Source organism: Roseinatronobacter sp. S2, from assembly GCF_029581395.1.
Lineage (GTDB): Bacteria > Pseudomonadota > Alphaproteobacteria > Rhodobacterales > Rhodobacteraceae > Roseinatronobacter.
In genome coordinates, this window is the sequence record NZ_CP121113.1 from 2,735,961 (window position 1) to 2,759,318 (window position 23,358).

Below are 23,358 nucleotides of genomic sequence, written 5' to 3' on the forward strand. Positions count from 1 at the left end.
GTTGCGAAAGGTTTGTGAATGCTGATCGACCTTGCGCAAATTGCAGCGGGCCTTTTTATCTTGTTGCTGGCAGGCGACGCGCTGGTGCGCGGCGCGGTCAATTTGGCGCTGCGGCTGGGCATTCCTGCACTTATGGTGGGCATGACGATTGTGGCATTCGGCACATCGGCGCCTGAACTGCTGGTGTCGGTCAAGGCGGTGTTGCAAGATGCAGGCGGGCTGGCGCTGGGCAATGTCGTAGGGTCCAATATCGCCAATATCCTTCTGGTGCTGGGCGTGCCTGCGCTGGTATCGGCGCTGGCCGTCAACCGCGAGGTGTTGCGCGATTATCTGATGATGCTGGCAGTGTCGGTGCTGTTCATGGCGCTTGCGCTGACAGGGGTGATCGGGCGGTGGCAGGCCTTGGTGCTGCTGGGGGCGTTTGCCGTGTTCATGGCCGACAGTATCCGGCGGGGCCGCAAGGCCCGCAGCAAGCCTACTGATCTGGAAGGCGCAGACCCGTCCATGCCGGGGCGCAAAATCGCGCTGTTCACAGCGCTTGGCATCGTTGGCCTGCCGCTGGGGGCGAACCTGCTGGTCAGCGGCGCGGTGGATATTGCCGAAACGCTGGGCGTGTCAGACCTGATGATCGGGCTTACCGTGGTTGCCGTGGGCACGTCGCTGCCGGAACTGGCCACAACCCTGATGGCCGCCATCCGGCGCGAAGGGGGGGTGGCGCTGGGCAATATCATCGGGTCGAACCTGTTCAATCTGGCGCTGATCCTTGGTGTGGCGGGCCTGTTCGGGGCAATGCCGATACCTGCGCAGATGATGCAACTGGATCTTTGGGTCATGCTGGCGGCATCGCTGGCTCTGGCCCCGTTCATATGGTTTCAAAAACCCATCTCTCGGATATGGGGGGGGGTATTGCTTCTGGGATATGGGGGCTACATCTGGGCATTGATCCAAATCGGAGTGTGAAACATGCCCAATGCCCTTGTGACTGGCGCGGCCCACCGACTGGGGCGGGAAATGGCCCTGTATCTTGCGCAGCGCGGCTATGATGTGGCCATCCACTACGCGCGTTCGCGCGATGCGGCGCACAGGCTGCAAGATGACATAGCCGCATTGGGCCGCAAGGCCGTGTGTGTGCAGGCCGATCTGCTGGATGAGGGGGCGTTGCACCCTGTTGTTGCCGAAGCCGCAGGCGGGCTTGGCGGCGGCCCGCTGTCGGTGCTGGTCAACAATGCATCCATCTTTGAGGATGACAGCATTGCCAATGCCACGCGCGAAAGCTGGGACAGGCATATGATGACCAACCTGCGCGCGCCCTTCGTGCTGACGCAGGCATTTGCAGCGCAATGCCCCCCTGCGCTGACAGATGACGCGGGCGAGCGCGTCGCGGCCGGGCTGGTGGTCAACATGATCGACCAGAAGGTGCGCAACCTGACGCCCCAGCACATGACCTATTCCATAGCCAAGATGGGGCTTTGGGCATTCACGCGTCTGGCCGCACAGGACCTGGGACCACAGATCAGGGTAAACGCCATCGGCCCCGGCCCGACATTGCAAGCAGCAGATCAATCACAAGGCGAGTATCAGCACAGCCGCCGCACCACCGTTCTTGCCCGCGGGGCAAACCCGTCCGACATTACTGCCGCGCTTGGTTTTTTCTTGGATTCACCGTCGGTTACAGGCCAGCTTTTATGTATAGACGGGGGGCAGCATCTGGGCAGGAAAACCCCTGATACGGCGGGACTTTAGCCCCAGTGTAACGCGGCCTTTACTAAGTTGTGCACCGTTCAAGGAACAGTCACAAATCCGTAACTAATTATTAATAAAATTCAGTGGCTTGACTGGTGTGAATTAAATTATACATATAAAACAAATGGTTGCGTTTTTGCCTAAATTTTAGGCAGACCTTGAAAGCAACAGGGATTCAAGGGAAAATCATTCAGTTTCAGTTTTCGCCCACAGACTTATCCACAGATTCAGTGGACAGGATTCAGGTTGCAGGACCAGCCCGGACATTGCAGACAAAGGCAGAATCAGCAAGGATCACCCGCAATGTCGGACACTAGCCCGCCTATCGATACACCAGACGCTTCCCAGCGCGGTCATGCCTGCATTCAGTCCTATCTGAAATCGCTTGATAACTCGCCTGGCGTGTATCGCATGCTGAACGAAAAATCCGAAGTTCTGTATGTGGGCAAGGCGCGCAGCCTGCGCATGCGGGTGTCCAATTACGCGCGCCCGTCCGGGCATTCGGCACGCATTGCGCGGATGATCTCGGAAACCACCAGCATGATGTTTCTGACCACGCGCACCGAAACCGAAGCCCTGCTGCTGGAGCAGAACCTGATCAAGCAGCTAAAGCCGCGCTACAATGTGCTGCTGCGCGACGACAAAAGCTTTCCCTATATCCTGCTGCCCAAAGACCACGCATTTCCGCAATTGCGCAAGCATCGCGGGCGGCGGTCGGTGAAGGGCAGCTATTTCGGCCCCTTTGCCAGCGCGGGCGCGGTCAACCGCACCCTCAACCAGTTGCAGCGCGTGTTCTTGCTGCGCAACTGCACCGATTCCGTGTTTCACAGCCGCACGCGGCCCTGTTTGCTGTATCAGATCAAACGCTGTAGCGCGCCCTGCGTGGGCTATGTGAGTGAGGACGACTATGCAGGGCTGGTGGCCGATGCAGAACGCTTCCTGTCAGGCAAAAGCACGCGCATTCAGGCGCAACTGGCCAAGGATATGCAGGCCGCATCCGACGGGATGGAATTTGAACGCGCCGCAGCCTTGCGCGACCGTATTCGTGCGCTGACCAATGTGCAGCAATCCCAGGGCGTGAACCCGCGCGGCGTGACCGAAGCCGATGTGATCGCCCTGCATCTGGAAAAGGGGCAAGCCTGCGTGCAGGTGTTTTTCATCCGCGCCAATCAAAGCTGGGGCAACCGCGACTTTTACCCCGCGACGGGTGCCGGTGCGGAAGAACCCGAAATTCTGGAAGCGTTCCTGACGCAGTTTTACGACGGCAAGGAACCCCCGCGATTGCTGCTTTTGTCGCATGAGTTGGAAAACGCCGATCTGGTCGCGGCAGCCCTTGGTGAACGCGCGGGCCGCAAGGTGGAACTGGCCGTGCCCCAGCGTGGCGAGAAGGCGGAACTGGTGGAAAACGCGCTGCGCAATGCGCGCGAAAGTCTGGCCATGCGCATGGCGTCCACCGCCGCGCAGGGGCGTTTGCTGGACGGGCTTGCGGCGGCCTTCGGGCTGGATGGCCCGCCCGACCGTGTCGAAGTGTATGACAATAGCCATATTCAAGGCACAGATGCCGTGGGTGCCATGATTGTGGCAGGGCGCGACGGGTTCATCAAAAGCCAGTATCGCAAGTTCAACATTCGCGGCGACAGTCTGACGCCCGGCGATGATTTCGGCATGATGAAGGAAGTTCTGACCCGCCGCTTTCAACGCCTGCTGAAAGAAGACCCGGACCGTCAGGGCGACACATGGCCCGACCTGCTGCTGATTGACGGCGGCGCGGGTCAGGTCAGCGTGGTGGCCGAAATCATGGCCGATCTGGGGGTCGATGACATTCCGGTTGTGGGCGTGGCCAAGGGCATTGACCGCGACGCAGGCAAGGAAGAATTCCACCGCCCCGGCCAGCGCCCCTTCGCGTTGCGCCACAACGACCCCATCTTGTATTTCGTCCAGCGCCTGCGCGATGAAGCGCACCGTTTCGCCATTGGCACGCACCGCGCGAAACGCGCAAAAGCGGTCAACGCATCCCCGCTGGATGATATTCCGGGCGTGGGGGCGGGGCGCAAGCGCGCGCTGCTGGCGCATTTCGGATCGGCCAAGGCGGTGGCGCGCGCGGGCCTGTCAGACTTGCAGGCGGTGGGCGGCATTTCGGAAACACTGGCGCAGGTCATTCATGACCATCTGAACGCAAGGTGAACGGGTATGCAGAATATTGTCATTCTGACCGGCGCGGGCCTGTCTGCCGAAAGCGGGCTGGGCACATTCCGCGACAAGGACGGGCTGTGGACAAAATATGACCTGAATGATGTGGCCACCCCCGAAGGGTTTGCGCGCAATCCCGCCCTTGTGCATGAATTCTACAATGCGCGGCGTGCAAATTGCCTGTCGGCCAGCCCCAACGCCGCGCATGACGCGCTTGCGCGCCTGCAACGCGCCGCGCCCGACCGCATTTGTCTGGTGACACAAAATGTCGATGATCTGCTGGAACGCGCGGGCGCGCGCGATGTGGTGCATATGCACGGGCAGTTGACGCGCGCACTCTGTGCCGGTTGCGGCCACGGATGGGACGCGCCGCAGGTCATGGCCCCGACAGACCCCTGCCCCGCCTGCGCCCGTCCCGCAACGCGCCCTGATGTCGTGTGGTTCGGGGAATACCCCTATCATATGGACCGGATCGACCGCACCCTGATGCGCGCGGATCTGTTTGTGGCGATTGGCACATCGGGCAATGTCTATCCGGCGGCGGGGTTTGTGCAGCAAGCGGCTGCTGCGGGGGCCGCCACGCTGGAGCTGAACCTTGACCCTTCAACCACGGCGGGGCTGTTTGAGGGCACGCGCCTTGGCCCCGCAAGCCGGATTGTGCCCGCCTGGGTGGATGAGGTGCTGGCGGGCAATGATGGCTGCCAGGACAGGTGATCCCTGCAAGATGTTGGCCTTTTGCAGACATTGGGAATGCCCCAAGGCGCGGAGCAAAGGGCGCAGCCCGCCGCGCCATCGGTGGGCCGTCCCGCGGCCTGCCGATTTCGCCAGCGACACACCAAGCCTTTGTTGCCGGAGTATGCCGCCTGAATAAAGTGAACTTCTCCGACGTGGGATCGGCAGACCCCGGCCCACCAATGGCGCGGGCTTCATCCAAGAACGAACGACTGCAACAGGCCACAAGCCGCCCCTGCTATCCTTCTGCCCCTATACACAAGGTTCCCGCCCTTGCGCGCCCGCGCGAAGCAAGGCAGTGTCACGCCATGGCCTTTCGTTTCATTCATACCGCTGATCTGCATCTGGACAGCCCAATGCGCTCGCTTGCGCTGCGCGACCCGGATCTGGCCGGTTTGATTGCCGGTGCCACGCGCACGGCCCTGCGCAATATCATTGATCTGTGCCTGTCCGAACAGGTCGATGCGCTGCTGATTTCGGGCGATCTGTATGACGGGTCACAAACCAGCATGAAAACCGCGCGGTTTCTGGCCGCCGAACTGGCGCGGCTGAATGATGCGGGCATCCGCGCCTTCATCATCCGGGGCAATCATGACGCCGAAAGCCGCATCACCCGTGAACTGACCCTGCCGCCTTGTGTGCATCTGTTCGACGGGCGCGCGGGTGTTGTGCAGATTGACAAGGGGCCGCTGCGCATTGCCGTGCACGGGCTTAGTTTTCGTGAACCCAAAGCGCCTGAAAGCCTGCTGCCCAAATACCGCCCCCCTATTGGCGATGCCATCAATATCGGCCTGATGCACACATCCCTGAACGGTGCCGAAGGGCATGACCCTTATGCGCCCTGTGCCCTGTCCGACCTGCACGCAAGCGGGTTTGATTACTGGGCCTTGGGGCATATCCACAAACGCGCTGTCTATCGCGGGGACGCCTGTGTTGTCATGCCGGGCATTCCCCAGGGCCGCGATATTGGCGAGGTGGATGGCGGGTCGGTCACATTGGTCACTGTGGATGATGGCGGTGCCCTGCATCTGGAAGAACGCGGCGTTGCACTGGCGGCCTTCTGCCCGCTGCGTGTGGATGTGACAGGCATTGATCACTGGAACGATCTGTTGGGGGCCATGCGCACCACATTGCAAAACGCACAACACAGCGCCGCCGCCCCCCATCTGGTGGCCCGCCTGCGCCTGACAGGGACCAGCGCCCTTGCACAGCGCCTGCTGCGCGACCGCGACATCGCACTGGCCGAGGCACAGGAACAGGCCCGCGCCATAGGCCAGACTTGGGTTGAAAAGCTGGTCCTTGATCTGGGGCACACCACATCCGTGTCGGGCGAGCTGGCACAGCTTGCCGCCCTGATCGATGATGAATTTCGCTATTCAGACAGTTTCACCACTGCGCTGGAAGATATGCGCGCCACGCTGCAAGCCGCACTGCCCCCTGACCCCGCCTTGCGCGCAGCGTTCGACCAGTTGGACCCCGCCCTGATTGATGACGGTTTGGCGCAGGTTCTGGCCCGTCTGGCGGGCGCACGCTGATGCGTCTTGAAGAACTGGGCCTGACCGCATACGGCCATTTCACCGATGCGAAACTGTCCCTGCCGGAACCGGCCAGCGGCGCGCCTGATCTGCATATCGTTTTCGGCCCGAACGAGGCTGGCAAATCCACCCTTCTGGCGGCTTGGCTGGACCTGCTGTTCGGCTTCCCCAACCAGACGCAATATGATTTCCTGCATGAAAAACGCGCGCTGCGCGTGCAGGCACAATTGCGCGACGTATCGGGCAACGCCTATGCGCTGGCGCGGATCAAGGGGAATGTGAACACATTGCTGGATGCGGCAACCGACCAGCCGGTGGCCGAATCCGTGCTGGCAAGCCTGTTGGGCGGGCTGGACCGCGCCAGCTACACCACCATGTTTTCGCTGGACGACGCCACATTGGTCAAGGGCGGCGACAGCATTCTGGCCAGCGAGGGGGATCTGGGCCAGCTTCTGTTTCAGGCAACCGCAGGGCTGGCCGAATTGGGCGAGCGTTTGCGCGAATTGCGCACGCAATCGGATGAATGGTTTCGCCCCCGCGCGCGCAAAACCCAGCTTCACGCGCATCGCGACCGCCTGAAACAGCTTATCGAGGACCGCAAGGCCGTGGATCTTCAGGTCAGCGCGTGGCGCAAACTGTGTGAAGACGCGCAAACCGCTGATCAATCCTATCAGCGCGCATTGAGCGCGCGCGCGCAGACGCAAACCTTGCATGATGCGCTGGCCCGCGATCTGGCGGCCCTGCCTATTCTGGCACGACTACAGCGCGAGGACGCGGCGCTGTCCACCCTGCCAGACCCTGCGCCGCTGCCTGCCGAGTGGCTGACCAACCTGCCCGGATGGCAGCGCGAACACACCAGCCTGGCGGCCCTGATACCGCAGGCGCAAGCCGCCCTTGCCGATGCCGAACACGCGCTGGACGGGCTTGATCCCGACACCGCCGCGCTGCGCCATGCGCCAGATCTGGACAGGCTGCAAGCGCGCTTCGGCGTCATTGACCAGCAGCAGGATGACTTGCCCAAGCGCCTGTCCCAACGCGACAACCTGCAAGCCCGGATTGCGCAGGTCATCGCCGATCTTGGGCTGGACGGGGAACAGGACGCAGCGCCCCTTGCAGCACCTGTGCGCGACGCCCTGTCCGCGCTGATCGAGCAGGACAGCGACCTGTCGCGTCGTGCCCAGACTGCCAGTCAGGAACTGGCGCAGGCCAAGGAAGCCCTTCAGGAATTGTCGGGCAATGATGCGGTCGCCCTGCCCGATGATGACCAGCTTCAGGCGCAACAGCACCTGCAAACGCTGCTGCCCGAATTGCGTGCCAAAGACCCTTTGCGCGCCCATGCAGATGCCAAAGCGGCTTGGGACAGCGCGCGTGTGACCTGCGCGCATGCCTTTGCCGCGCTGTGGCCATGGCAGGGCACGCCGGACGCGCTGCGCAATATCGACCTGCCCGCGCCCGATGCCCTGCGCGCGCTTGGCGCACGGATCGCGGACGCCGAAGGCAACGTGCGTGCGGCAGAGGGCGAGATCCGCCGCCTGCAAACCCTTGTGGCCCGCGCGCAAGGGGCGCTGGGGGAGTGCACCTCGCCAACACAAGACATGCTGGACGCCGCACGCGATTTGCGCGACCGGCTTTGGGCGGCCCATCTGCACAAAATGACTGAGGCCACAGCCCGCGAATTTGCCACCGCCATGGCCGCCCATGATGCGCAAACCAGACAGATGATCGATGCCGCCCGCATGGCCGAACGGCTGGAGCAGTTGCGCACCCATCAAGCCGAACTGGCGCAGGCGCTGGACCATAAGGCACAGGCTGACGCGGCACTTGCGGGGCTGCTGGAACAGGTCGCAGCCCTTTGGGCACGGGTGCTTGCACAAGACAGCACCGCGCGTTCTGTCACCGACCTTCTTGCATGGCAGGACCAGCGCAGCAAAGCGCTGCAAGACGCGCAAGCCCAAGCGCAGGCGCGCCTGCATCTGGATGATTGCACAGCGCGGCTGGCGCAGGCCCATGACAGCCTGAGCCACGCCATTCACGCCATGGGAGAGAGCCCTGCCAGTGAAACCGATTTCACCATGCTGCTTGCACAGGCCGAGGGGCTGAACGCCAATGCCGCCCGCCTGAGTGCGCGCCGGGCAGCCCTAAGCCGCGCGCAGGCCGAGTTGAAGCGCAGGCAAAACGCACTGGATCAGGTGCAGGCCGACCGTGCAGACTGGCAGACACGCTGGACGGCACAACTGGCGCAGACATGGATCGCGCAGACCGCGCCCGTGCCGCAGGTGCGCGCCATCCTAAAGGCGCTGGACACACTGGCGCCCTTGCGCAGTGAATTGCGCGATCTGACGCACCGCATTGACGCCATCCGCAAGGATGAACGCGCCTTTTGCGACCAACTGGCGACGCTGGCGCAGGACATGGACATGCCGCCCCATCCCGACCCGCGCGTGCTTTGGCCGCAGCTGCGCGACAGGCTGCGCCGCGCGCAAGACATGGCGGAACACCGCCAACGCCTGCGTCAGGCCCGCGATACGGCACGCGCGGATCTTGATGCGCTGATGCGCCGTGCGCGCGCGCTGGATGATGCGACACAGGCGTTGCGCGCGCAATTTGACACCGCGTCACTGGACTTGATTGCCGAACAGATGGCCGCCATCAGGCAGGCCAATGACGCAGCCGCCCGCGTGGCAGACACGCGCCACGAACTGCAACGCCACCTGCACAGCGATGACCTGTCCGCTGAAATCACGCGTTTGCAGGGACTTGATCCCCAAGCCATGACGGTGGAACGCGACACGCTTGCCGCAACCCTGAAGGCGCAGGATCAGGCGCAGCGCGAAGCCTATGCGCAACTGGCCGCCGCCCAGACGGAACTCGACAGTGTCGGGCTGGATGATGCCGCCGCCCGTCTGGACGAAGAACGCCAGACCCTGATTTTGCAGATCACGGACGAGGCGCGTGACTATCTGGCGCGGCAGGCCGGTATTCTGGCCGTGGAACAGGCGCTGCGGCGCTACCGCGACACGCACCGCTCAACCATGATGGACCGCGCGGGCCATGCGTTTTCGGCCCTGACCTGCGGGCGCTACAAGGGCTTGTCGACCCGCCCTGACGGGGCGCGGGAATTGCTGATTGCACGCGATGCGCGCGGGGCGGCAAAACCTGTGGACACCTTGTCCAAGGGCACCAGTTTCCAGCTATATCTGGCGCTGCGGATTGCGGGCTATCTGGAACTTGCCGGCAGCCGCCCCATGGTGCCCTTCATTGCCGATGATATTATGGAAAGTTTTGACGACGAGCGATCGGCCGCAACCTTCCGGCTGCTGGGCGATATGGCGCATAAGGGACAGGTGATCTACCTGACCCACCACGCGCATCTGTGCGACATTGCGAAGCGCGCCTGTCCTGACGCGCAAATACACGACATGCGCAATCTTTTGGGATGAGGGGGGGGACATTGGGGGTGATTGAAAGGCGCGGAGCAAAGGACGCAGCCCGCCGCGCCATCGGCGGGCCGTCCTGCGGCCCGACCTATGGCGCGGCTATATCTACACACCGAACGTCCCCTTGAGGCCAGTCCTGACCAGCCAGACCGCTCAAGTGAACTGAACACATCAAAGAAACAGGCGCGGGTTGTCGCCCATATCCAGCCCTGCAAAGACATGCCGTTCAATGGCCGATACCGGCAGGCCGAACAGTTCATGCATCGCCCATGCCGGATAGGCGCGAATATCGCTTAGCGGCATCAGGTCGCGCCCGGCATACAGGTCTTGATCCCCCAGCCCCGGCCAGCCGCCGATTGCACGCTGCCCGCGCAACGCACCGCCTGCCAGCAACAGCGCCCCGCCTGTGCCATGGTCCGTGCCGCGCGCGCCGTTTTCGCGCGCCGTGCGCCCGAATTCCGTCATGGCCATCACCGTGGTTTCGCCCCATGCATCGCCCAGCCCGTCACGCAGGGCCAGAATGGCATCCTGCAACCGCCCCAATGCGGGCAACAGCGCGCGGTGCTGGTCGCGATGGGTGTCCCAGCCGGTCAGTGAAAAACTGGCAATGCGCGATTCTGCCAGCAATTGCTGCGCGATATAGCGGCCAAGCCCTGCGGCATCGCCCCCTGCGGGCATATCGTCTTCATCATCATCAGCGCCGGGGGTCGTCATTTCCAGCGCGATCTGGCCCGCCTGTGCAAATAGCGGGTCATTGTCGAACAGATAGGACAGCAACAGGCGGTTCTGCGGGCTTAGGTCCAGATCGGTGCCCGGCGACCATTGGGTGATCGCGGCCTGCCCTTCGAGGATCAGCATGCGTTCGCGCCCCACCGCGAAGGCGGTGCGCGCCTGCGCACCGGGCAGTTGCGCAACCAGCCGGTTCAGCCAGCCATCGCGCCGCAAGGCGGACGGAAGAACACCAGCCGTGCCCGCTTCCAGATGGTCCTGCCCGTCGAAATGGCTGCGCTGGTCGCGATACAAGGTTGACGTTGCGGGCACAAACCCCATCTCGCCCGCGTGCCACAATGGCATCAATCCCGACAGGGCCGGATGCAGCGCAAAGAAATTATCCAGCGGCAGGGGCGTGTTTTCCCGCGCCAGATGGGGGCGCAATGCGGCCAGATGCGGATCGCCCAAGGGTCGGAACACATCCAGCCCGTCCATGGCCCCGCGCAGCACAATGACAACCAGACGGCGCTCGCCGGGGATGGCGGCAAAGGACACAGGCGTCAGCATCGGGCTGGCCGCCGCCGTGCACCCCAGTGCCAGCGCACGGGTCAGAAGCTGGCGGCGATTCATCCGGTCGGCCATGATGTGCCCCTTTGCGTCATCTGCGGTTGAACCCGGGCGAGGCCAGAATAAGCCCGATCCCCTGTGCGCGCGTTTCGGCCCCCCGCGCCGCGCGGCGCAGTGCATCTGACGCCGCATCGCCAAGCGCCACATCCACGAATGCACGCGGGTCCGGCCCGTCCGGCCAGCGCTGCACCAGCGCTGTGACCCAGCCAATGCGCGCCGCAAGCGCCTGAGGGGTGACCCAGTAGGCCGCGCCATCATCATGCCCTGCGGGGCTTGGCACGGATTCAAATTCCTCGCCCATCTGCTGCAACGGTTCCGCCAGTTCCAGCCGTGTGCGCCGTGATGGCAGTGCCAGAAACCCGTCGCGCGGGATATTCAGCGCGCGTATCGCCGCCGCCATCAGTTCCACCGGCGCGCGGGTTTTGGCCATCGGGTTTTCCCATGCAGCAGGGTGTTCCAGAAGCGCGCGACAGGTCACCATCAGATCCCCCCCGCTTTGGGAAAACGCAGCCGCGACATGTGCAACAAGCCGGGGGTCGGGGGTATCGGCCACGAAATGCCGCGCCAGTTTGCGCGCAATATGGGTGGCCGTGTCGGGGTGGCGGGCCAGATCGTCAAGGGCTTGCGTGATATGGTCCAGCCGCGTCAGGCGTGCCCCGTAGCGCTGGCCCAGAACCTCGATAATGCCCGGCTCTGCGATGCGGCTGTCGAACAGGAATTCGTTTTGCGGGTTTATGGTCACCCCCGTCAGCAACAGAGCAAACTTGCTGACATCTGCCTGTGTGTAGGTCGATGACGTGCCCAGCGTGTGCAGTTCCAGAAGTTCGCGGGCAAGGTTTTCATTCACCCCGCGCCCCTGCCGCCTGCCCACTGCGCTGTTTGGCCCGACCGAGCGGAACTGGTCCAGATAGACCAGCATGACCGGATGCAGCACCGCCGCGCGCAACATTTCGGAAAAACGGCCCGTGACATGGGGCCTGATGGCGTCATGGATATAGGCGCTGCGCGTGCGCAGCAACGTCCCGCCCATACCCTTCGTGGCGAAATGATTGGCCCAGAACCGCGTAAGGCGTTCATGAAACCCGGTTCCCGCATAGGCGAGTTCGGCAATGGCATGGCGCAGATCGGAAAAACTGGCATCGCGCAGGGCCTGATGCGCACCCTCGAACGCAGCGCGGTCTGCGGGCGCGGCGGTTGCCTCGCGGCTGGCGCGCAGCAGGGTGGCGCGCTTTTGCAGCAGGTTCAGGCGTGCGGCCCATGGTTGGGGCGGGAAGCTGGGTCGCGCTTCCGCACTCAGGCTGGCATACAACGCGTCGGCGTCAACGGGCGCGGGGATGTTCGGTGACAACCCTGCCCCGAACCGGATTGCCGCCATTGTCGGAACCGACACCATTTCCGCCCCATCTGCCAAGTTGCAAGGCGCAGTATTTCATGCATTCGCAAGCACGACAAATCACGTTCACCAGCATGGCGCAATAATGTTTCCAATCGTCATCCGGCACGCCGTCCAGTTGCGCGATCAGGTCGTGGGGAAATGGTCCGTTTGGGGAATGTGCTGGCCTTTTGCTGTCATTGGTGATGCACAAGGCGCGGAACAAGGCCGCAGGCCGCCGCGCCATCGGTGGGCCATCCCGGGGCCTGCCGATTTCGCTGATGGTGATTCAATCCTTTGAAGACAGGAGTATGCCGCCTGCATAAAGTGAACTTCACCAACGCCGGACCGGCAGACCCCGGCCCACCGCTGGCGCGGGCTTTGTCCAAGTGTGAAGGGCAGCAAAAAGCCAAAAACCGACCGGCCTTGCCCGTTCAGTCTGCTATGATCATCGCCTAGGCCGACAACCCCTTCGCGCCCATATTCAGGAACTTCTGGCGGCGTTCTTGCTTCAGGGTGGCGGCATCCTTGCTTGCAAGCTCGTCCAGCATGGCATTCAGGGCTGAACCAACGCCCTTGATCATGGCATCACGGTCGCGCTGTGCGCCCCCCAAAGGTTCGGGGATGATGCGATCAATCACGTCCAGCTTTTTCAGATCCTGCGCGGTCAGGCGCAACGCCTCGGCGGCCTCGCGCATTTTCTCGGCATCTTTCCACAAGATGGATGCGCAGCCCTCGGGGCTGATCACCGAATAGACGGAATGCTCCAGCATGGCGATGCGGTTTGCAGTTGCAAACGCCACGGCCCCGCCAGACCCGCCTTCACCAATGATCACGGACACCAGCGGCACCCCAAGATTCAGGCATTTTTGCGTGCAGCGCGCAATCGCTTCGGCCTGACCGCGTTCTTCGGCCCCTTTGCCCGGATAGGCACCGGGCGTGTCCACCAAGGTGACAACGGGCAGGCCAAAGCGGTCGGCAATATCCATCAGGCGCATGGCCTTGCGATACCCTTCGGGGCGGGCCATGCCGAAATTTCGACGCAGCCTGCTTTGGGTGTCATGGCCCTTTTCCTGTCCGATCACCACGACCGCACGCCCCTTCAGGCGTGCCAGCCCCCCAATGACGGCTTCATCTTCGGCAAATCCGCGATCCCCTGCCAGCGACGTGAATTCGTCAAACAGCGTGTCGACATATTCCTTGCAATGGGGCCTGTCAGGATGGCGCGCAACCTGACATTTGCGCCATGGCGACAGGTTTTTATACAGATCAACCAGCAGCTTTCGTGCCTTCTGGTCCAGCGCCGCAGCTTCCTTGGCGACATCGGTTTCGGGGTTGGCCGCAGCCATGGACCGCAATTCCGTTGCTTTGCCTTCAATCTCGGCCAGCGGTTTTTCGAATTCCAGATAATTCATCAACCATTCCACTCGCAGTTTGGGGGGTTATGCGTCAGCAGGACACGATTTGCAATCTGGAAGCTCGGGATTCCGCATGCCCGCGAACGGCCTGTCAGTCCTCTTCCTGTTCCCCGAACTGAAGTGCATATAGCCGCGCGTAGGCCTCGCCAAGGGCCAGTAATTCTTCATGACTGCCCTGTTCGATCACGCGCCCGCTGTCCATGACCACAATCTTGTCTGCATTGCGAATCGTGGACAGACGGTGCGCAATAACAATCGTTGTCCGCCCGGCCGCCAGCTTTGTCAGGGCGTCCTGAATGAAGGCTTCGGATTTCGCGTCCAGTGCGCTGGTGGCTTCGTCCAGCAGCAAGACCGGCGCGTCGCGCAGCAATGCGCGGGCAATCGCAACCCGCTGACGTTGCCCGCCCGACAAGGACGAACCGCGCGGCCCTGCCAGCGATTCCGCCCCATTGGGCAACAGCGGCAAGAAGTCGTCCACATGGGCCGCATTCAGCGCTTTACCAAGCGCTTCTTCGCTGACGCCTTCGGCGCCCATGGTCACATTGTCGCGGATCGTGTCGTTGAACAGGGCCGTATCCTGACTGACCACGGCAAAATACGCCCGCAATTCAACCAGATCCATTTTCCGAATGTCCTGACCACCCAGCAGGACCTGCCCAGACGCGACATCTGCAAGGCGGGCCAGCATAACGAAAACGGTGGATTTCCCTGCCCCTGACGGCCCGACAATCGCGGTAGTCTTGCCTGCCTCGGCAGTGAATGACAGCCCGCGCAATACGGGTTCGTCATCATACGCAAACTCCACATTCTGTAAGGTGACGGACGCCTGTTCGCGCGGGGGCAAGGGTGTGCGCGGCGCAGGCGGGTTGGTCACTTTGGGCCGGACCTGCAACAACTCATAAGTCCGTTCCAGCGACGCAAGCATGGATTGCCACGCAGCACTTAGGGCTGAAAAACGGCGCATCGGGTCGAACAACAAGCCCAGCGCCGTGAAGAAGGACATAAACTGCCCGACCGTGCGCGTGCCTTCGATGATCTGCATCCCGCCATAGATCAGCACCAGCGCAAACCCGATGGCCGCGCCGAAATCCATAAGGGTGGGCACCGCCGCATGCCCGATTGCAGCGCGCGATGCCTTGCGCCGGTAATCGCGCATCACGATGCTGAACCGTGACAGTTCGCGGTCTTCCGTGCCGGATAATTGAACGGTTGAAACCCCGTGAAACGCTTCATTCAGGCGATTCGAGGTTTCGGCGGCTGCCTTGCGCGATTCCGAGCTGCGACGCCGGATAAGGCGCTGAAGCCACAGCAGCGGCAGCACCAGAACGGGAATTGCGCCCAATGCGACCAGCGTCCAGAGCCAATCGGTCCACAGCGCAACACCAAACAGCACAATCACCGCGGCCCCATCGCGCCCGACCCCTGTGATCATTCCCTTGAACAGGTTACCAACAGGGCCTGAATCGCCGCGGACCCGTTCAATCAGAATACCCGGGGGATTGCGCTTGTAAAAGCTCATATCCAGCCGCAGCAAATGGGACATAAGGATGGTCTGCACTTCGGCCACCGCCCATTCTGACTGCTTGATCATGATGACCTTATGGATAAAGCGCGACATGCCGCGCCCGAAAAACACAGCGGCCATTCCCATTGCCACCAGATACAGGCTGCTGCGGTCCCCTGCGATCATCACATCATCGAACATCGGTCGGATAAGATAGCTGAATGCCCCCAGCATCAGCGCTTCGACAACCATGAATAAAACCGCCAGTCCAATGAACCACAATCTGGGGTGCACGAATGTGCGCCACAGCCAGGCTGCAATTTCATAGTCATTGCGGCGTTGGAATTGACGTTTACTGGTTTTTTGTTGCTTGGCCACGATATGTCGACTTCCGGCTGTTTCGGGCGCCAGCAATATCTGCTTTCGCCACGCTTAGAAACCCCGGATTTGCGCTGGCCCGCTGCGCCCCTTGTCAGGTAGTGCTGAAGATTTCGCGGATCAATCCGCGACCAGCATATAGCCTGCACCGCGCACAGTTTGAAGATGGCGCGGGGTTTTGGGGTCATGTTCGATCTTGCGGCGCAGGCGGGTGATCTGGACATCAACCGCACGGTCCTGTCCGACAACCGCACCGTGACCCGCCCTGTCCCGCCCCAGACGGTCAACAAGCGCTTCGCGGCGAATAACCTCGCCGGGGCGTTCGCAGAAGAACCGCATGATGGTGGCTTCGGTCTGGGTAAGCCGGATGACAGTGTCACCGCGCTTCAACTCGCCGCGTTCCAGATCATAGCGCAACGGTCCCATGATCAGCACCTGCGGCAACACTTCGGTTGCGGCAGGCTGCGGGCGGCGGCGCAGAATGGCGTTAATGCGCAACAACAATTCGCGCGGTTCAAACGGTTTGGGCAGGTAATCATCGGCGCCCGCTTCAAAACCACAAATCCTGTCCTCTGCCTCGCCCTTGGCGGTCAGAAGTAACACCGGAATGGCGGTGTCGTTGCAGATATGGCGCGTCAGGCTGATGCCATCTTCGCCCGGCATCATCACATCCAGCACCACCAGATCGAAGCTAAGCCCGGCCAGTATTCTGCGCGCATGTGCTGCATCGCGCGCGGCCGTGACCATGAACCCGTTCCGGATAAGATATTTCTGCAAAAGTGTCCGGATGCGGGCGTCATCATCCACGATCAACAGATGTGCGGCCTGGTCTGTGGTCATGTGCGACGCTCCTTCAGGGCAATATACTGGCGGAAAATCTCGTCATCCATCATGGCTTCCAGCACCTGTCGGAACCCCGCCACGGCCTGCGGGCCAGCCGCACGATATGCTGCGCGCATCCGGTTGCGTTGCGCTTCCGACAGCATGCGCTCCAACTCCCGGCCCGCTTCTGTCAGGTATAGATTGCGTTCGCGCCGGTCGGTGCGCCCCACGCGGCTTTCAACCAGCCCGTCGGCGATAAGGGTGCGCAAGACGCGGTTCAGCGATTGTTTGGTAACCCCCAGCACCGTCAGCAGGTTGTTAACCGTGGTGCCATGGGTGCGGTTGATGAAATGCAGCGCGCGATGGTGCGCGCGGCCATAGGCATGATCGGCCAGTATGCGGTCGGGGTCTGCGGTGAAACCACGATAGGCGAAAAACATCGCCTCGATGCCTTTGCGCAACTGCTCATCTGTCAGGAACAGCAGATTTTCGCCACCAAGCGTTCCTGATCCACCTTGTCCCATGTGCTGCGCGCCCCCGATTATAAATCTGATCAATCTTTAAGCCATTTTATGTCAGCCTTGTTGACATTCCAAGGTCGAATTGCTAGCGATTCGTCAGTTTTCGCGCAACATTATGTCCGATGTGGTCCTAAGTTGCGTAACTTTTGAAAATCTGCCAAATGAGGAGGCATGTATGGCCGGGGCGTATGACGACAAAGACGGCTTGATCTGGATGGATGGCACTATGGTGCCGTGGCGGGATGCCAATGTGCATGTTCTGACCCATGCGATGCACTATGCCTCCTCCGTGTTTGAAGGCGAGCGCTGCTATAGCGGCAAGATTTTCAAAAGCCGCGAGCATTCCGAACGCCTGCTGGAATCAGGCCGTCTGCTGGATATGAAAATCCCCTACAGCGTGGACCAGCTGGAAGAAGCCAAGGCCGAAGTCCTGCGCGCCAACAACCTGACAGACGCCTATGTGCGCGCCCTTGCATGGCGCGGTGTGGGCGAAGATATGGGTGTCGCGGCGCGGCGCAACCCTGTGCGCGTGGCGATTGCGGCGTGGGAATGGGGGGCCTATTACGGTGACGCCAAGATGCAGGGCGCGAAGCTGGACATTGCCAAATGGCGCCGCCCCTCGCCCGAGACCATCCCGACTGCGGCCAAGGCAGCAGGGCTATACATGATCTGCACCATGTCAAAACACGCAGCCGAGGAAAAAGGCTGCTCGGATGCGCTGTTTTATGACTATCGCGGGTATGTGGCCGAAGCCACGGGGGCAAACGTGTTCTTCGTGAAAGATGGCGAAGTGCACACCCCAATCCCCGATGCCATCCTGAACGGGATCACCCGCCAGACCGTTATTGCCATGCTGCGCGACATGGGCATCACCGTGCATGAACGCCATATCATGCCCGAAGAACTGGCGGATTTTTCCGAATGCTGGCTGACCGGCACCGCCGCCGAGGTAACGCCTGTGGGCCAGATCGGGCCGCATAACTTTCAGGTGGGCCAAATGACGCGCAAAGTGGCCGAAACCTATGAGGCACTGGTGCGCGCCTGATTTCGCCCCCCCCAATCATGGCATAATCACGCGGCAGGGCCATACCCCGCCGCGTGTTTTTTTTGGCACATGAGATTAACACGCGCACCGCACATAACGCCCTGCAAATACCGGCTTCATGCCATGTTTTTGGCCCGCCTACATGCAAATGACACCGAATTAGCCCAGTTCAACATCAGGAAACGACCACACCAACGCACTGCCCTTGACCTTGGATGATCCCGAAGCCTACCAGTTCAGGGCCAGACCACATTTCAAGAACAACGGCCAAAGAATGACATAAGGGACCGCGCAGCATGACGATAAAGACCATTTCGACCACGCCCATCGACGGCCAGAAACCCGGCACATCGGGTTTGCGCAAGAAAACATCTGTGTTCATGGCCAGCCCCTATCTGGAAAACTATGTGCAGGCCATCTTTGACGGGATCGGCGGTGTCGCGGGCCAGACGCTGGTTGTGGGCGGTGACGGGCGGTATTTCAATGACCGCGCGATTGACGTGATCGTGCGCATGGCGGCCGCGAATGGCGCGCGCGCCTGCATCGTGGGTCAGGGCGGGCTGTTGTCCACGCCTGCCGCGTCGCACCTTATCCGCAAACGCAAGGCAGATGGCGGGCTGATCCTGTCGGCCAGCCACAACCCCGGCGGCCCTGATGCGGATTTTGGCCTGAAATACAATGGTCCCAATGGCGGCCCCGCGACCGAATCTGTCACCGAAAAGATATTCAACTGCACCCGGACCATCACGCAATACAGCATCCTTGACGCGGGCGGCGTGCCCATCGACGTTCAGGGGACCTATGATCTGGCAGGCATGCGAGTCGAGGTTATCGACCCGATCAGCGATTATGCCGACCTGATGGAAACCCTGTTCGACTTTGACGCCATTCGCAATCTGTTCAGCGGCGGGTTTCGCATCCGCTTTGATGCGATGCATGCGGTCACCGGCCCCTATGCCCATGAAATTCTTGAAAACCGGCTGGGCGCAGACGCGGGCAGTGTGGTGAATGGCACGCCGTCGCCGGATTTTGGCGGCGGCCATCCCGACCCGAACCCGATCTGGGCCAAAGACCTGATGACGGCCATGTATGGCGGGGACGCCCCCGATTTCGGCGCGGCATCGGACGGGGACGGGGACCGCAACATGATTGTCGGGCGGGGCTGCTATGTCAGCCCGTCCGACTCGCTTGCTGTGCTGGCCGATCTGGCCCATCTGGCACCGGGCTATGCGGGCGGGCTGGCAGGTGTTGCGCGGTCCATGCCCACATCCGGCGCAGTGGACCGCGTGGCCGGTGCCAAGGGCATTGCGTGTTTTGAAACCCCCACAGGCTGGAAATTTTTTGGCAACCTGCTGGATGCAGGCCAGGTCACCCTGTGTGGCGAGGAATCGGCGGGCACCGGATCAAGCCATGTGCGCGAAAAAGACGGGCTTTGGGCCGTGCTGCTATGGCTGAACATTCTGGCACAGACCGGCAAATCTGTCGCCACCCTGATGGCCGATCACTGGGCACGCTACGGGCGCAATTATTATTCCCGCCATGACTATGAAGAAGTAGACGCACATGCCGCGAATGCGCTGATTGACCAGTTGCGCGCCGCACTGCCAACGCTGGCGGGGCAGGATTTCGCAGGCTTGCGCGTCGATCACGCTGATGAATTTTCCTATGATGACCCTGTTGATGGCAGCACGTCCACGCAACAGGGTATCCGCATATTCCTGACCAATGGCGCGCGGATTGTGTTGCGCCTGTCCGGCACCGGCACAGCAGGGGCCACGCTGCGTGTCTATCTGGAACGGCTGGAAACCGCGCCCGATGCGCTGGCGCAAGATGCGCAGGACGCGCTGGCGGATGTAATTGCCGCCGCCGACCAGATTGCCGGCATCCGGCGGCTGACCGGTCGCGATGCGCCGGATGTGATTACCTGAATGGTGCGCGCGGTTGGGCCGCGTTGGCAACACTATGGCTGATGCGCCCCGTCGCGGGCTGCTCGGACTTGAAGGGGGCATGGACTAAGCCCGCGCCAGCGGTGGGCCGGGGTCTGCCGATCCGACAGTATAAGAATGCAATTTATGCAGGCGGCATACTCCGACATCAAAGGCTTGGTGTGCTGCCAGCCAAATCGGCAGGCCGCGGGACGGCCCACCGATGGCGCGGCGGGCTGCGCCCTTTGCTCCGCGCCTTGGGCATTCCCAATGACCGCTTCAGGCCAGCCTCACCCCACCGGATGTTTCAACCCGATCCTGCGACGTTCCGGCCCGCCAAGGCGGCCTGCCGTGCAACAGCGGCCACATCAAGGCTAAGCGGAAGGGCGAAATCCATGTCCTTGATCGGTATCCAAGTCGCATCCAGCGCGTCATCTGCGGCAACGGGTTCCCCCTCGCGCCAGTCACACTGCACCGCGATCAGGGCAAAATGCTGCCGGATTTCCCCGCCCTCGGTGCGGTCATAGGCGTCCAGCGCGGTGAACACCCGTCGGGCGACAGCCCTGACACCCGTTTCTTCAAATAACTCCCGCTCGGCTGCGGCCAGAAGCGTTTCCCCGAATTCCAGCTTGCCACCGGGAAACCCCCACAGCCCCGCATCCGGCGGGTTGGCGCGCTGGATCAACAACACCTGATCATCACGGATCACGACGGCCAGAACGGCAGGAATCGGGCGCGTGACGGGGGCGGGCATATGGTGCGACATGGCGGAAATGATAACCGCCACGCGCCCACGCTGCAAGCCGGTCCACGGGGTTTGCGCACCCCGATTGCAAGGCGCGCGGCTTCAACGCCGCCTAGCCATCCTTGCGAATTGACGCGTTGTCAGGGTCATAGGGGCTGTCGCAGGTGACCACCGCATCCCAAAGCTGGTCAAACATGCGTAGTTTCAGCTTTTGCCCCTCGACCGCCAGATCGGGGCGCACATATCCCATGCCGATGGATTTTCCGAACGCCACCGAATACCCCCCCGATGTCAGGCGGCCCACCTTGGTGTCGCCTTCATACAGTGCCTCGCGGCCCCATGGGTCGGCGTCTGTCGGCCCGTCAATCAGCAGGGTGCAGCATTTGGCGCGAATGCCGGTTTGCGCCATTGCGGATTTGCCATGGAACTCCTTGGTCATATCAACAAAGCGCGGCAGATCAGCCTCCAACGGTGTGGCATCGCGGCCCAACTCGTTGCCGAAGGCGCGATAGCTTTTCTCCTGCCGCAGCCAGTTTTGCGCCCGCGCGCCCACCAGCGTCACGCCCACGTCCTCGCCCGCCGCCATGATCTGGTCGAACAGGTAATTCTGCATCTCGACGGGGTGGTGCAATTCCCAGCCCAATTCGCCAGTATAGGCCACGCGCACCGCGCGCACCGGGCACATGCCCAATTCGATATTGCGCATCGACAACCACGGGAATCGCTTGTTGGACAGCACAGTTGCCGGGTCGGCATCCTTCACCAGTTTGCCCAGCAGGTCGCGCGATTTCGGGCCAGCCACGGCAAAGACGCCCCATTGCGTCGTGACATCGTGAATGTCGATCCAACCAAATTCGGCCAGCTTGTCGTCCGCCGCCTTACGCAGGAAATCCCCGTCATAGGCGGTCAGCGCGCCAGTTGAAATCAGGTAATATTCATGTTCAGTCAGCCGCACGATGGTATATTCCGTGCGCACCGTGCCATTGCCCGTCAGCGCATAAGTCAGGTTGATGCGGCCCACCTTTGGCAATTTGTTGCAGGTAAACCAGTCCAGAAACGCGGTCGCACCGGGGCCGCGCACAAGGTGTTTGGTAAACGCGGTGGCGTCGATCATGCCCACCCCTTCGCGGATGGCGCGCGCTTCATCGACCGCATATTGCCACCAGCCGCCACGACGGAAGCTGCGGGCGGCGTGGTCGTCAAACCCTTGCGGCGCGTAGTAATTCGGGCGCTCCCAACCATTCACGCAGCCAAATTGCGCGCCTTGCGCCTTTACGCGCCCGTAGCAGGGTGCCGTGCGCAGCGGGCGGCAGGCTTCGCGTTCTTCATCGGGGTGGTGCAGGACGAAAACATGCTCATAGCATTCTTCATTCTTGCGCGCGGCATATTCGGTGGTCACCCATGACCCGTAGCGCTTGGGGTCAAGGGCGGCCATGTCAATTTCAGCCTCGCCCTGCACCATCATCTGGGCAAGGTAATGGCCGGTGCCACCTGCGGCGGTAATGCCAAAGCTGAACCCTTCGGCCAGCCACATATTGCGCAGGCCAGGCGCGGGGCCGACCAGCGGGTTGCCATCGGGGGTGTAGCAGATGGGGCCGTTATAGTCGTCCTTCAGCCCCACGGTTTCCGAACTTGGAATCCGGTGGATCATGGACATGTATTCTTCTTCAATCCGGTCCAGATCCAGCGGGAACAGATCCGCGCGGAAAGATTGCGGCACGTCATATTCGAAACACGCGGGCGCACCGCGTTCATAAGGGCCAAGAATCCAGCCGCCGCGTTCTTCGCGGACATACCATTTTGCATCGGCGTCGCGCAGAACGGGGTGTTCGGGGTGGTTTTTGCGGTATTCCACCAGCATCGGGTCGGGTTCGGTAACGATATACTGGTGCTCCACCGGAATCGCGGGAATTTTAATGCCCAGCAGGCGCGCGGTGCGCTGTGCATGGTTGCCGGTCGCGGTGACGACATGTTCGGCGGTAATTTCAAACTGCTCATCAGACGGGACAAGATTGCCGCCCTTTTCGATCATGCGGGTGCATGACACCACCCATTCCGATCCCGTCCAGCGGTAGCCATCCACCTGCACACGGCGGACAATTTCCGCCCCGAACTGGCGCGCGCCCTTGGCCATGGCCTGTGTCACATCGGCGGGGTTGATATAGCCGTCCGTCGGGTGAAAGATCGCACCTTGCAGGTCTTCGGTGCGCACCAGCGGCCAGCGTTCCCTGATCTGCGCAGGGGTCATCCATTCATACGGAATGCCCACGGATTCCGCCGTGCTGGCATAGACCATATATTCATCCATGCGCGCCTGTGTCTGTGCCATGCGCAGGTTACCCACGACGTAGAATCCTGCATTCAGGCCGGTCTCTGCCTCCAGCTGTTTATAGAATTTTACGCTGTAGTCGTGGATATGGCTGGTCGCATAGCCCATGTTGAACAAGGGCAGCAGCCCCGCCGCATGCCATGTGGACCCTGATGTCAATTCATCGCGTTCCAGCAGCATCGTGTCCCAACCTGCCTTGGCCAGATGATACGCGATTGACGCGCCCACCGCACCGCCGCCCACCACAAGCGATTTGACATGAGTTTTCATTGGCACTCTCCGGCAAAGGTTATCTGCGCCTAGATTGCAAATCCTGCGCGCCCT

At 61.8% G+C, this 23,358-nt stretch carries 16 protein-coding genes; 8 read left to right on the forward strand and 8 right to left on the reverse strand.

Annotated elements, in window-relative coordinates:
* The first annotated feature begins 18 nt into the window (after positions 1–18).
* The 6 genes from P8S53_RS13135 (at position 19) to P8S53_RS13160 (ending at position 9,640) form a co-directional block, all read left to right on the forward strand.
* A complete protein-coding gene (locus tag P8S53_RS13135) occupies positions 19–960 on the forward strand; it encodes a calcium/sodium antiporter (RefSeq protein WP_277804422.1) in 942 nt (313 codons plus the stop codon).
* Between the two features lie 3 nt (positions 961–963).
* Entirely contained in the window at positions 964–1,743 is a 780-nt protein-coding gene (locus P8S53_RS13140; RefSeq protein ID WP_277804423.1) for an SDR family oxidoreductase, read from the forward strand.
* A gap of 303 nt (positions 1,744–2,046) precedes the next feature.
* Complete coding sequence (gene uvrC, locus P8S53_RS13145; RefSeq protein ID WP_277804424.1) at positions 2,047–3,927, forward strand: excinuclease ABC subunit UvrC; 1,881 nt, start codon at positions 2,047–2,049, stop codon at positions 3,925–3,927.
* A 6-nt stretch (positions 3,928–3,933) separates the two neighbouring features.
* Complete coding sequence (locus P8S53_RS13150; protein WP_277804425.1) at positions 3,934–4,647, forward strand: NAD-dependent deacylase; 714 nt, start codon at positions 3,934–3,936, stop codon at positions 4,645–4,647.
* 326 nt (positions 4,648–4,973) lie between these two features.
* Positions 4,974–6,200, forward strand: a complete 1,227-nt coding sequence (locus P8S53_RS13155) for a DNA repair exonuclease (RefSeq protein ID WP_277804426.1) — start codon at positions 4,974–4,976, stop codon at positions 6,198–6,200.
* Positions 6,200–9,640 (forward strand): YhaN family protein, encoded by a 3,441-nt coding sequence (locus P8S53_RS13160; protein ID WP_277804427.1) that lies wholly within the window; start codon positions 6,200–6,202, stop codon positions 9,638–9,640. The genes P8S53_RS13155 and P8S53_RS13160 overlap by 1 nt, the downstream gene beginning before the upstream one ends.
* Before the next feature lie 168 nt (positions 9,641–9,808).
* On the opposite strand, the gene P8S53_RS13165 is transcribed toward P8S53_RS13160, so the two are convergent.
* The 6 genes from P8S53_RS13165 to P8S53_RS13190 all read right to left on the reverse strand — a co-directional run bounded on the left by P8S53_RS13165 (position 9,809) and on the right by P8S53_RS13190 (position 16,993).
* On the reverse strand, positions 9,809–10,990 hold the full coding sequence (locus tag P8S53_RS13165; protein ID WP_277804428.1) for a DUF1501 domain-containing protein: 1,182 nt from the start codon (positions 10,988–10,990) through the stop codon (positions 9,809–9,811).
* Positions 10,991–11,006: 16 nt separating this feature from the next.
* Positions 11,007–12,368, reverse strand: a complete 1,362-nt coding sequence (locus tag P8S53_RS13170) for a DUF1800 family protein (RefSeq protein ID WP_277804429.1) — start codon at positions 12,366–12,368, stop codon at positions 11,007–11,009.
* 434 nt (positions 12,369–12,802) lie between these two features.
* Positions 12,803–13,762 carry an acetyl-CoA carboxylase carboxyltransferase subunit alpha gene (locus P8S53_RS13175; RefSeq protein ID WP_277804430.1) on the reverse strand — a complete coding sequence of 320 codons (960 nt, stop codon included), beginning with the start codon at positions 13,760–13,762 and terminating at the stop codon, positions 12,803–12,805.
* Positions 13,763–13,856: 94 nt separating this feature from the next.
* Positions 13,857–15,647, reverse strand: coding sequence for an ABC transporter ATP-binding protein (locus P8S53_RS13180; protein ID WP_277804431.1), 1,791 nt, complete (start codon positions 15,645–15,647; stop codon positions 13,857–13,859).
* A gap of 120 nt (positions 15,648–15,767) precedes the next feature.
* Positions 15,768–16,487 (reverse strand): response regulator, encoded by a 720-nt coding sequence (locus P8S53_RS13185; RefSeq protein WP_277804432.1) that lies wholly within the window; start codon positions 16,485–16,487, stop codon positions 15,768–15,770.
* Positions 16,484–16,993, reverse strand: a complete 510-nt coding sequence (locus P8S53_RS13190; protein ID WP_277804433.1) for a MarR family winged helix-turn-helix transcriptional regulator — start codon at positions 16,991–16,993, stop codon at positions 16,484–16,486. The genes P8S53_RS13185 and P8S53_RS13190 overlap by 4 nt, the downstream gene beginning before the upstream one ends.
* Before the next feature lie 172 nt (positions 16,994–17,165).
* Between P8S53_RS13190 and P8S53_RS13195 the strand changes: the two genes are divergently transcribed.
* Both P8S53_RS13195 and P8S53_RS13200 read left to right on the forward strand, forming a co-directional pair.
* Positions 17,166–18,035, forward strand: coding sequence for a branched-chain amino acid aminotransferase (locus P8S53_RS13195; RefSeq protein ID WP_277804434.1), 870 nt, complete (start codon positions 17,166–17,168; stop codon positions 18,033–18,035).
* A gap of 296 nt (positions 18,036–18,331) precedes the next feature.
* Complete coding sequence (locus P8S53_RS13200) at positions 18,332–19,963, forward strand: alpha-D-glucose phosphate-specific phosphoglucomutase (RefSeq protein ID WP_277804435.1); 1,632 nt, start codon at positions 18,332–18,334, stop codon at positions 19,961–19,963.
* 304 nt (positions 19,964–20,267) lie between these two features.
* On the opposite strand, the gene P8S53_RS13205 is transcribed toward P8S53_RS13200, so the two are convergent.
* Together P8S53_RS13205 and P8S53_RS13210 are read right to left on the reverse strand one after the other, a co-directional pair.
* A complete protein-coding gene (locus P8S53_RS13205; RefSeq protein ID WP_277804436.1) occupies positions 20,268–20,747 on the reverse strand; it encodes an NUDIX hydrolase in 480 nt (159 codons plus the stop codon).
* 70 nt (positions 20,748–20,817) lie between these two features.
* Positions 20,818–23,304 carry an FAD-dependent oxidoreductase gene (locus P8S53_RS13210; RefSeq protein ID WP_277804437.1) on the reverse strand — a complete coding sequence of 829 codons (2,487 nt, stop codon included), beginning with the start codon at positions 23,302–23,304 and terminating at the stop codon, positions 20,818–20,820.
* Between the last annotated feature and the right edge of the window lie 54 nt (positions 23,305–23,358).

What these genes read in the sequence shown, in the direction of transcription:
- P8S53_RS13135 (WP_277804422.1), top strand. Translation starts at nt 19, where the DNA reads ATGCTGATCGACCTTGCGCAAATTGCAGCGGGCCTTTTTATCTTGTTG.
- P8S53_RS13140 (WP_277804423.1), top strand. Translation starts at nt 964, where the DNA reads ATGCCCAATGCCCTTGTGACTGGCGCGGCCCACCGACTGGGGCGGGAA.
- uvrC (WP_277804424.1), top strand. Translation starts at nt 2,047, where the DNA reads ATGTCGGACACTAGCCCGCCTATCGATACACCAGACGCTTCCCAGCGC.
- P8S53_RS13150 (WP_277804425.1), top strand. Translation starts at nt 3,934, where the DNA reads ATGCAGAATATTGTCATTCTGACCGGCGCGGGCCTGTCTGCCGAAAGC.
- P8S53_RS13155 (WP_277804426.1), top strand. Translation starts at nt 4,974, where the DNA reads ATGGCCTTTCGTTTCATTCATACCGCTGATCTGCATCTGGACAGCCCA.
- P8S53_RS13160 (WP_277804427.1), top strand. Translation starts at nt 6,200, where the DNA reads ATGCGTCTTGAAGAACTGGGCCTGACCGCATACGGCCATTTCACCGAT.
- P8S53_RS13165 (WP_277804428.1), bottom strand. Translation starts at nt 10,990, where the DNA reads ATGGCCGACCGGATGAATCGCCGCCAGCTTCTGACCCGTGCGCTGGCA.
- P8S53_RS13170 (WP_277804429.1), bottom strand. Translation starts at nt 12,368, where the DNA reads ATGGTGTCGGTTCCGACAATGGCGGCAATCCGGTTCGGGGCAGGGTTG.
- P8S53_RS13175 (WP_277804430.1), bottom strand. Translation starts at nt 13,762, where the DNA reads ATGAATTATCTGGAATTCGAAAAACCGCTGGCCGAGATTGAAGGCAAA.
- P8S53_RS13185 (WP_277804432.1), bottom strand. Translation starts at nt 16,487, where the DNA reads ATGACCACAGACCAGGCCGCACATCTGTTGATCGTGGATGATGACGCC.
- P8S53_RS13190 (WP_277804433.1), bottom strand. Translation starts at nt 16,993, where the DNA reads ATGGGACAAGGTGGATCAGGAACGCTTGGTGGCGAAAATCTGCTGTTC.
- P8S53_RS13195 (WP_277804434.1), top strand. Translation starts at nt 17,166, where the DNA reads ATGGCCGGGGCGTATGACGACAAAGACGGCTTGATCTGGATGGATGGC.
- P8S53_RS13200 (WP_277804435.1), top strand. Translation starts at nt 18,332, where the DNA reads ATGACGATAAAGACCATTTCGACCACGCCCATCGACGGCCAGAAACCC.
- P8S53_RS13210 (WP_277804437.1), bottom strand. Translation starts at nt 23,304, where the DNA reads ATGAAAACTCATGTCAAATCGCTTGTGGTGGGCGGCGGTGCGGTGGGC.